The organism is Corallococcus sp. AB032C (assembly GCF_003668935.1).
Lineage (GTDB): Bacteria > Myxococcota > Myxococcia > Myxococcales > Myxococcaceae > Corallococcus > Corallococcus exiguus.
On record NZ_RAWP01000017.1, the window covers coordinates 20,128 to 30,313 of the forward strand.

Consider the following 10,186-nt stretch of genomic DNA (forward strand, 5'->3'; position numbering starts at 1 on the left):
CCTTGCGCAACGTCGGATGCGCCCCGGATGACGGCCAGGCTACTCGTCGTCGTACGACGGCTCGAAGAGGTAGGTGAGCTTCACCATGAACTCGCGGCTGAACACCGGCAGGGGCGCGTGTCCGCCGTTGTAGGGCTGGGCCACCCGGAAGTCGCTGCCCAGCAGGTTGTAGACGCCCGCGCCAATCTCCAGGCCCTTCGTCCCCACGTTCTCCGCGCGCACGAAGAGGTTGAGCAGCAGCCGGGGCGACAGCGTCTGGACCTCCGACACGCCCTCCTCGTCCGGCGCCCCCACGGCGAAGCGCTGGCCCACCAGCACGGCGGTGGGGCTGACGGACAGCCACGGCAGCACCTTCGCCGTGCCCGTCAGCGTCACCTTGTGCGTGGGCAGCCCGGTGAAGGCCTTGGGCTGGCCGGGCACCAGGTAGTCCTCCACGTCGTTGCGCCCGCCCGGCCGGTAGAACGAATAGCCCGCCTGCGCGCGGCCCCAGGACCCGCGCAGCCGGTAGTCCAGCTCGATGCCCCGGCTGCCCAGGCGGCCCAGGTTGCGGTACGCCTCCGACGCCGTGACCGGGTCGTACGAATAGATGATGGGGTCCGTCACGCCCACGTCGAAGGCGTTGGCGCTGAAGCTCTGGCCCTCGCCCAGGCGTACGGTGGCCTCCAGCTCGTACACCGTGGTGCGCTCCGGCCGGACGTCGTCGCCCAGGGAGATGTTCTCGATGCCCGGCGCGCGGAAGGCGCGGCTGTACAGAGCCTTGCCGCTCACCGGCCCGAAGGACTTGAGCAACACCAGGCGCGGCACGAACGAGCTGCCGAAGGCGCTGTGGTCCTCGAAGCGCGCGCCCGCCACCACCGTGGCGATGGGGTTGTCCGAGTACACCTCCATGAAGGCCGCCACGTTGCGGTAGGAGACCTCGTCCTCGTCGCCGTTGAAGGGCTCCTGCTGGCCGATGCCCGCCGGGCCCCGCAGCTGTCCCTGGTCGAACGCCAGGTCCACTCCGCCCGTGAGCTGGAGGAAGTCGAACGCCGCCCAGCGCGCCAGGGCCCGGCCGCGCAGGCGCCGGTAGCGCTTGTCGTAGAAGAAGGGCGACGACTCGTCCGAGTCCCGGTAGGACTCGCCCAGCGTGAGGTTCAGCCGGGGGATGATTTCAATCCGGTCCGTGGGCCGGAAGCGGTCGCTCAGCTCGGCGTGGAACGACTCGAAGTCGGTGTTCGCGGGCGTGGGCAGCACCTCGTCCACGGAGACCACCGACGTGGTGTCCTGGCGCTGGTACAGGATGCTCAGCTGCAGGTCCCGGTAGCCCACGCCGGCCTGCACCACCGTGGGGTCCATCGCCGACGCGCCGTTCATGCTCGCGGAGTCGCCGTAGAAGTCGTCGAACACGGCGTCGCTGCGCTGCCCCTGCCCCAGCGACGCGGACGCGAACGCGCTCAGGCCCGGCGCGCTTTCAAACACCTTGCGGCCGGACACCGTGAGGCTGCGGCGGCCCAGGCCGTGCGCCAGCTGCCCGTAGGTGCCCACCACCAGCGCGTCCGTGCTGCCCTGGATGCCCCGGGTGATGACGTTGATGACGGCCAGCTCCGCGTTGCCGCCGTAGATGACGGAGCCGGGGCCGCGCACGACCTCGATGCGCTCAATCAGCTCCACCGGGAACTCGTGGCCCAGCTGCATCGTGGAGTAGAGCTGCTCGTTCATCTCCTTGCCGTCGATGAGGAGCAGCACCTTGCCTTCCTGGCCCCACAGGCCCCGGAAGCCCGGCCCCACCGTGCCGGACACGTCCACGCCGAAGAAGAAGCCGGGCACCTGCAACAGCACGTCCATCAGGTCGCGCGCGCCGGAGGCCCTGATTTCGTCCGCGGTGATGGCCGTCACCACGGCCGGCGAGTCATGCAGCTTCGTGATGGCGAACGACGCCACCTGGCTGTGCACCTCCGGCTCTTCCTCCAGCTGCTCCTGGGCGGAGGGCATCTCCCCGGGGTCCAGGGTGGGCTCCGGCGCCGTCTGCGCGAAGCCCGTGCCCGCGCCCAGCAACGCAAGCCATACACACACACGACGCCCGTGCCTGGTGAAACCCATACGAAACAACCTTCTCGAAGTTTGGGGGGTAGGTTCTGGGACTGCGGGGACTGCATCGAAGGCGGGCCGAAGCCTTGCTTCACATCACTTCACTTCACGTCACTTCACGCGCACGCGGGTGCTGCGGCCCGGCTCGACCTCCACGGTCATGCGCCGCTTCACCTCGCCGTTGACGCGGACCTCCACCTTCGCGGGGCCGGAAGGCAGGGCCTGCGCGGAGATGGGCGGAAAGCCATACGGCCGGCCGTTGATCCACACCTCGCCGTAGAGCCCCGGCGACGTCACCTCCAGGTCGCCCCGCTGCGCCACGGCGGCCTTCGCCACCGAGGGCTCCGGCGGCTTCGTGGGCTCCGGGTCGCGCGGGGACGCCGCGGGACCACTCGCGGCCGGTGGCGAGGCCGGGACCACGGCCGCCACCTGGGCCACGGCCGGCTTCGGCGCGGGCGGCGTCAGCTCCGCGGAGAGGTCGCGGTTGAGCGAGCGCACCGAGTCCGCGTCCACCTCCACCGTCTCCTCGTACAGGCGGCGGTCGCCCTGCGCGAGCACCACGCGGTGCGCGCCCGCGGACACCGGCAGCCGCGCCGGCGTCATGTCCACCGCCCTGCCATCCACCATCACCACCAGCCCCGGCGGCGTGGACGTCACCAGCAGGAGCCCGCCCTTCGCTTCTTCCTGCGGAGCGGCCTGGGCGACCGGCTGCTCGCGGGCGCCACGCTTCCCGGGGCGCGTGCGGGACGGCGTGCGGTTGGGCGTCGGCTCGCGCGGCGTGGGCGCGGTCCGCGTCTGCTCGCGCGAGCGCAGGTCGGTGGCGATGCCCAACAGCCGCGTCAGGTCGCTGTCCCCCTCATCCGGGCGCAGCTTGAGCGCCTCCGTGAACTGCGCGACCGCGCGCTCGTAGTCGCGGTCCTCCAGCGCGGCCAGACCCGACGCGCGCAGCGCCCGCACGAGCCCCGCGTGCGAGTCCTCCTTGGGCGGGGACACGGACGCCACGGCCTTGGGGAGGACCACGGCGGGCGGGGAGTCGGGAGGCCGCATGACGACGGGCTCGGGCTGCGCGGCCTTGCGCGAGCGGACCACCAGGTACGCCCCGGCGTTCACGGCCACGGTGCCCAGCAGGATGACGGCGACCCAGGTCTTCTGATTCTTCACGTTCAAAGTCCCACTTCCCACGACGACACGGTGCGCCCGCCCTTCACGCGATGAACAGCCAGAACACCACGCTGCCCGCCAGCGCGACCCCCGCCGCCGCGGCCAGCCCCCAGGGGAACGCCCCGGCCGCGGCCGCTTCCGGCGATGGGATGACGCCCGTGGTGGAGCCCGTCCCGGTGCTCCGGGGCAGCATGCCCGTGGGCACCAGCGCGCTGGGCTCGCGCAGGTCCACCGCGTGCTCCAGCGGCGCGAAGGGCGACGGGCCGGAGATGCCGCTGGGCATGCGCGTGGAGCCCATGCCCGAAGCATCCGCCGACACTCCCGGCGACGAGCCCACCAGGGACCCCGGCACCGCCAGCGCCGTGGACACGCGGCCCGTGGCGTCCGGAGGAAAGAGCGTGGCCATCAGCGCCGCCAGCTCCCGGCCGCCGGACGTCCAGTGCTGCGCCGTGCGGTAGCGCTCCAGGTCGTCGTGCAGCTCGCGCGCCGTCTGGTAGCGCTGCGCGGGATCCTTCGCCAGGCACTTGAGCAGGATGCGCTCCAGGTCAGGCGAGAAGCCCGGGGCCACGTGCGACGGCGGCGGCACGTCCCCCGCCGACGCGGCCATGATGGTGGCCTCCATCGAGTCGCGCTTGAACAGCCGGCGCCCGGTGGACGCTTCGTAGAGCACGATGCCCAGCGAATACAGGTCCGAGCGGTGATCCAACTCCCGGTTCGTTATCTGCTCCGGGGACATGTACGCGTACTTGCCCTTCACCACCCCGGCCACCGTGCGCTCCAGGTTCACGGAGCTCTTCACGATGCCGAAGTCCGCCAGCTTCACGATGCCGTCGCGAGACACCAGCACGTTGCCCGGCGTGATGTCCCGGTGCACCAGCTTCAGCGGCGTCCCGTCCGACAGCGTCTTCGCGTGCGCGTACGTGAGCGCGTCCGACATGGCCAGGCCCACGTCCACCGTCACCCGAGGCCCCAGCGGGATGTTGGCCGCCGCCGCGTGCCGCATGATGCGGTCCAGCGACTGGCCTTGAATCCACTCCATCGCCAGGTAGTACTGACCGTCGATCTTCCCGAAGTCGAACACCTGCACGATGTTCGGGTGCGTGAGCAGCGCCGCCACCTTCGCCTCGTCCGCGAACATCCGCGCGAAGGGCTCCAGGTTCGCGTACTCCGGCAGGATGCGCTTGATGACGCACGCCTTGGAGAAGCCGTCCGGCCCGTCAATCGTCGCCAGGAACAGGTGCGCCATCCCGCCCGTGGCGAGCCGCTGCACCATTCGGTACTTCCCGAAGAGGATGTCCACCCCGGGTGCGGCCGGCGTCGGCGTCACGGTATCAACCCTGTCCAAATTGTACTCCCAGGACGGAACTCGCAATTCCCGGAAGATACCTATGCCGAGACCTCCCCACAAGTTTCGCACACCGTGTCAACAGGTTTTGCGGTGAATACACCTTTACAACGTGACGGATGGGCGACGGGCGGGTGTCCCGGCATATCCTCCCGGTCCTCCGCGCATGGCGACCTCCCCCTCCGACGCCCCGTCCCCGCTGGCCGCTCTCCGTCCGCTGTCCGCCCGGGACATCCGCACCCTGGGGCTGGCGGCGCTGGGGGGCGCGCTGGAGTTCTATGACTTCATCATCTTCGTGTTCTTCACGGCGGTGATGGGGAAGCTGTTCTTCCCTCCGGAGACGGCGGACTGGCTGCGGCAGCTGCAGACGTTCGGGCTGTTCGCGGCGGGCTACCTGGCGCGGCCGTTGGGCGGCATCGTGATGGCGCACTTCGGGGACCGGACCGGGCGCAAGCGGATGTTCACGTTGAGCGTCTTCCTGATGTCGGTGCCCACGCTGTGCATGGGCCTGTTGCCCACGTTCGCCACGGCCGGGTACGCGGCGCCGCTGCTCCTGCTCACGCTGCGGCTGTTGCAGGGGGCGGCGGTGGGCGGCGAGGTGCCGGGCGCGTGGGTGTTCGTCTCCGAGCACGTGCCGGAGCGCCGCGTGGGCCTGGCGTGCGGGACGCTCACCTCCGGGCTCACGCTGGGCATCCTGTTGGGCTCGCTGGTGGCCACCGCGGTCAACACCGTCTTCACGCCGGAGCAGGTGCTGGCGTACGGCTGGCGCGTGCCCTTCGTGGTGGGCGGCGTGTTCGGTTTCTTCGCCGTGTTCCTGCGCCGCTGGCTCCAGGAGACGCCCGTCTTCGAGGAGATGCGCCAGAAGAAGGCGCTGGTGCGCGAGCTGCCGCTCAAGGCCGCGCTCCGGGGCCACGCGCCCGCCGTCGTCGTGTCCATGCTGTTCACCTGGGTGCTCACCGCGGGCATCGTGGTGGTCATCCTGATGACGCCCACGCTGATGCAGCAGCTGCACGGCATCCCGCCCGCGAAGGCGCTGGCGGCCAACAGCGTGGCCACGCTCACGCTCACGCTGGGGTGCATCTGCTACGGGCTGCTCGCGGACCGGCTGGGGCCCACGCGGGCCATGGCCATCGGCTCGGGGATGCTGCTCGTCGCCGCGCAGCTGTTCTACCGGGGCGTGGCGGCCGCGCCGGAGCACCTGGTGCCTCTCTACGCGGGCGTGGGGTTCTGCGTGGGCGTGGCCGGCGTGGTGCCCGCGGTGATGGTGCAGGCCTTCCCTCCGGCGGTGCGCTTCTCCGGCCTGTCGTTCTCCTACAACGTGGCGTACGCGCTGTTCGGCGGCCTCACGCCGCTCGCCGTGACATTAGCCCTGAAGCAGAGCCCGCTCGCGCCCGCGTACTACGTCTCCGCGGTGTGCGCGGTGGGGCTCGTGGTGTCGTTGTTGCTCTTCCGGGGCTTCACCGCCCGTGCGAGCGCACCGGACGAGCAGCCCGCGCCGTCACGCTGACGACGGGCCGGCCGCCCACGTGGCTGTCCGGGGTGTTGACGTGTAGCCGACAGATGGGACGCGCGGGTTCACGAAGCCAACCCCGTCCGGGGCGCGTCGGCTATGCGGAGAGGACAGCGGAGGGGGCTTTGGACATGCCCCGTTCCCCTCCCGTGCGCACCTTGTCCCGGCGCGCGTTTCCGGAAGACGGAAGCTCCGCGCATTGACCCTCTCCGACGGAACCCGGCATGCCCAGCAAGACTCCTCTCTTCCAGAGCGGCATTCCCAGCTTCGACGTCATCCTGGGTGGAGGCATCCCCGCTCGCCAGTCCTTCATCGTCACCGGCACGCCCGGTTCGGGGAAGACGGTGCTGTGCAGCCAGGTGGCCTTCGCGGCCGCGGCGCGCGGCGTTCCCGTGGTGGTGGCCACCGTCACCTCGGAGCCCCACGACAAGCTGATGGAGGCCCTGTCCGGCTTCTCCTTCTTCAAGCCGGAGCTGCTGGGCGAGAGGTTCTTCATCATCAGCGCCTACTCGGCGCTCAAGCGGGGTGCGAAGGAGGCCCGGGAGCTGCTGCTGCAGACGGTGCGCGAGCGCGGCGCGGCGATGCTCTTCATCGACGGGCTGCGCTCCATCCGCGACCTGTGGCAGGACGAAGCGCGGCTGCGCGAGTTCCTCTATGAGCTGGGCATCGGTCTGGCCGCCAGCAACTGCATTGGCCTGTTCACCACGGAGTATCCGCTGGAGCGGCTGATGGCGCTGCCGGAGGCCACCACGGTGGACGGCATCGTGTCGCTGTCCGTCCAGACGCACGGCGCGCTCCGGGTGCGCCGGGTGGAGGTGGTGAAGCTGCGCGGCCGGCCCCACCTCACGGGTGAGCACACCATGGCCATCCACGAGGAGGGCGTGGAGTTCATCCCGCGCCTGGAGGCCACCCCGGTGGACTTCCAGGACGAACCCCCCACGCTGAAGCGCAAGGGCTTCGGGTTGCCGGAGCTGGATGGGTTGATGCACGGGGGGCTGCCGGAGCTCAGCACCACGATGCTCGCGGGCAGCATGGGCATTGGAAAGACGATCCTCGCCATGCACTTCGCCGCGGACGCCGCGCGCCATGGGGAGAAGGCGCTCTTCGTCTCCTTCTTCGACGCGCCGGCCATGCTCACGGCGCGCGCCCGGCGCGTGGGGCTGGACGTGGCCCCCCTGCTGCGCGATTCACGGCTGGTCTTCCACTACGTGCCGCCCATGGAGGTCGAGGCGGACGTGCTCGTGCGGGACATCCTGCGCAAGGTGGACGCGCTCGGCGTCCAGCGGCTGGTGCTGGACGGACTCTCGGACCTGGAGCTGGCCATCCTCGACCCCGGGCGGCGGCGCATGTTCATGGCCTCGCTCGCGATGCGGCTGCGCATGCGGGGCATCACCTCCCTGTTCACCCGGGAGGTGCCGAAGATCGTCGGCACCGAGCTGGACTTCAACGACGCGCCAGTCGCCATCCTGGGAGAGAACCTGCTGCTGCTGCGCTACGTGGAGCTGCACGGTCAGATGCACCGGATCCTGTCCGTGCTCAAGATGAGGGACAGTGAATACGTCACCGACCTGCGCGAGTTCCTCATCAAGGACACCGGCGTGAAGGTGCTCGCGCCCATGCGCTCCGCCGTGGGACTGCTGACGGGTCAGGCCCGCCCGCTGGGGACCTCCATTGGAGGGCTGGGTGAATGAGCCTGGTCCTCATCGCGGAGGATGAAGAGGCGCTCCTGGAGGTCTTCTCCGAGGTGGTGGAGGACCTGGGCCACCGCGTGATTCGCGCGCACAACGGCGAGGAGGCGCTGCTGCTGGCGCGCACGGAGACGCCGGACCTGGTGGTCAGCGACCACATGATGCCCCGGCGCACCGGCATGCAGCTCTTGCACGCCATGCGCTCCGAACCCACGCTGTCGGACGTGCCCTTCCTGCTCCTGAGCGCGGCGCGTCCCCAGGGGCGCGAGGCGGCCCAGACCTTCCTCGCGAAGCCGGTGGACCTGACCACCTTCGAGCAGGCCGTGAGCAACGCGCTCCAGTACCGCGAGGCGACCCGCACGGACGCCGCCCCGGCCGCGCGCGAGCCGGTCAGCTCGGTGAGCCTGGCCCGCGAGGAGATGCTCAACTGGGTGGCGCACGAGCTGAAGACGCCGCTCAGCTCCGCGCGGCTCAACACGCAGCTGCTCCTGCGCAAGGTGCAGAAGCGAGGCATCGACGACGAGCGCCGCTCCGCGGAGGGCGTCCTGCGCCAGTTGGATCGGATGAACGGACTGGTGACATCCATCCTGGACGCCTCCCGGCTGGCGGACGGGAAGCTGGAGCTGAAGCTGGCACCCACGGACCTGACGCTCTTCCTCCAGGAGCTCGTCCAGGAGTGGCGCGAGCTGCAACCGGAGATGGACTTCTCCCTCCACGCCGTGGAGGCGGTGGAGCCGCTGATGCTGGACGCGGAGCGGCTGCGACAGGTGCTCAACAACCTGGTGTCCAACGCGGTGAAGTACAGCGGCACGTCGCGCCACATCGAGCTGGGCGTAGCGCTCAACCCGGGCCTCGTCCTCATCCACGTGCGCGACTGGGGCGTGGGCATCCCGGCAGGCGCCCTGCCCCACGTCTTCGACCGCTTCCAGCGCGCGGACGAGGACCGCGGACGCGGCCACGGCCTGGGCCTCTTCATCGCCGCGGCCCTCGCGAAGCTGCACGGCGGCTCGCTGTCCGCCCGCTCCACCCTGGGTGAAGGCTCCACCTTCACCTTGCGCCTGCCCCGGCGGAACTGAAGCAGTACTGCACGTTTCCGCCGGAACTCCATCTAAACCAACCAGATTGGAAGTCCACGAACACCCGGCGCTCTCGGTGAATTAGAAAGCGAGTGTGTCCACGCCTCCTTCGTCCCGCCTGTCCTCGCTGCGCGCGTTGAAGCACCGTGACTTCGCCTTCCTGTGGGGCGGCGCGGCGCTGTCCAACATCGGCACGTGGATGGAGGTGCTGGCGCTGGGCGTGTACGTGACGAAGGTCACGGGACGGGCGGAGTGGACGGGCGGAGTGGCGGCGCTGACGTGGCTGCCGTCCATCCTCTTGTCGCCGCTGGGAGGCGCGCTGGGGGACCGGTTCGACCGGCGCCGCGCGGTGGGGCTGGGGGCGCTGGTGCAGATGGTGCTCGCGGGGACGCTGGCGGCGCTGGCCTTCAGCGGCGGGCTGACGGTGCGCTGGGTGGCGGTCATCTCGTTCCTCAACGGCTGCGCGGTGACGCTGTTCATGCCCGCGTTCTCCGCGCTCATCGCCGTCTCGGTGCCAAAGGAGGACCTGCACAGCGCGCTGAGCCTCAACTCGGCCCAGGCCAACCTGGGGCGCATCTGCGGCCCGGCGCTGGCGGCGCTGCTCATCGCGCACACGGACATCGGCTGGGTGCTGCTGCTCAACACGTTCTCCTTCGGCGCGGTGATGCTGTCGCTGCTGGGCGTGCGGGGTGCTCCGGCCGCCGCGAGGCCTGCGTCGGCCGAGGGGGTGTGGGCGGGCATCGTGCGAGGCTTCCAGGTGGCGCGCTCGGACGAGGCGCTGCTGATGGCGATGGGCGGGACGCTGGCCATCGCCGTGTGCATCGCTCCGTTCACGGCGCTGGCGCCCGTGATGGCCATCCGGGTGTTCGGCCAGGACGCGGGCGCCACGTCGATGCTGGTGACGGCGCAGGGCGCGGGGGCGTTCCTGGCGGCGCTGAGCGCGGGCACGCTGGCGGACTGGATGGGACGGGGGCGGCTTCTGGAGGTGAGCCTGCTGCTCATCGGTCCGGCGGCGGCGGCGTACTGGCTGTCCCCGTCGCTGGGCATGGCGACGGTGGCGGTGCTGGCGCTGGGGGCGCTGTACATGCTGACGCTCACGGGGCTGGCCACGCTGTGCCAGGCGCGCGTGTCCGGCGAGTTGCAGGCGCGCATCGCCAGCCTCAACTCCATGCTGCTGTTCGTCGGCTTCACGGTGGGCGTGTGGTCGCAGGGCGCGCTCGCGGACCGGCTGGGCGTCCGGCCCGTCATGGGGGGCGCGGCGTTCGGGTTCCTCCTCTTCACCGTCTTGCTGCGCACGCTGCGCTCGCGCGGCTTCGCTGCCTACGAGACCTGACAGGGC

Annotated in this window: 7 protein-coding genes; 4 read left to right on the top strand and 3 right to left on the bottom strand. The window is 70.6% G+C overall.

Going from position 1 to position 10,186, the window contains the following annotated elements:
• Positions 1–39: 39 nt before the first annotated feature.
• The 3 genes from D7X99_RS10185 to D7X99_RS10195 form a co-directional block, all read right to left on the bottom strand.
• Positions 40–2,079: a TonB-dependent siderophore receptor gene (locus D7X99_RS10185; RefSeq protein WP_121777594.1), complete on the bottom strand. Its 2,040-nt coding sequence runs from the start codon at positions 2,077–2,079 to the stop codon at positions 40–42.
• Positions 2,080–2,178: 99 nt separating this feature from the next.
• Positions 2,179–3,228 (bottom strand): PEGA domain-containing protein, encoded by a 1,050-nt coding sequence (locus D7X99_RS10190; RefSeq protein WP_121777654.1) that lies wholly within the window; start codon positions 3,226–3,228, stop codon positions 2,179–2,181.
• Between the two features lie 43 nt (positions 3,229–3,271).
• Positions 3,272–4,555, bottom strand: coding sequence for a serine/threonine-protein kinase (locus D7X99_RS10195; RefSeq protein WP_233613262.1), 1,284 nt, complete (start codon positions 4,553–4,555; stop codon positions 3,272–3,274).
• Positions 4,556–4,739: 184 nt separating this feature from the next.
• Between D7X99_RS10195 and D7X99_RS10200 the strand changes: the two genes are divergently transcribed.
• From D7X99_RS10200 to D7X99_RS10215, 4 genes are all read left to right on the top strand, one after another.
• Complete coding sequence (locus D7X99_RS10200; protein ID WP_121777596.1) at positions 4,740–6,080, top strand: MFS transporter; 1,341 nt, start codon at positions 4,740–4,742, stop codon at positions 6,078–6,080.
• A 227-nt stretch (positions 6,081–6,307) separates the two neighbouring features.
• The gene (locus D7X99_RS10205; protein ID WP_121753927.1) at positions 6,308–7,774 is read left to right on the top strand and encodes an ATPase domain-containing protein; all 1,467 of its coding nucleotides are present in this window, start codon (positions 6,308–6,310) and stop codon (positions 7,772–7,774) included.
• On the top strand, positions 7,771–8,847 hold the full coding sequence (locus tag D7X99_RS10210) for a hybrid sensor histidine kinase/response regulator (RefSeq protein ID WP_121777597.1): 1,077 nt from the start codon (positions 7,771–7,773) through the stop codon (positions 8,845–8,847). The genes D7X99_RS10205 and D7X99_RS10210 overlap by 4 nt, the downstream gene beginning before the upstream one ends.
• Before the next feature lie 94 nt (positions 8,848–8,941).
• On the top strand, positions 8,942–10,180 hold the full coding sequence (locus D7X99_RS10215; protein ID WP_121777598.1) for an MFS transporter: 1,239 nt from the start codon (positions 8,942–8,944) through the stop codon (positions 10,178–10,180).
• Positions 10,181–10,186 lie beyond the last annotated feature (6 nt).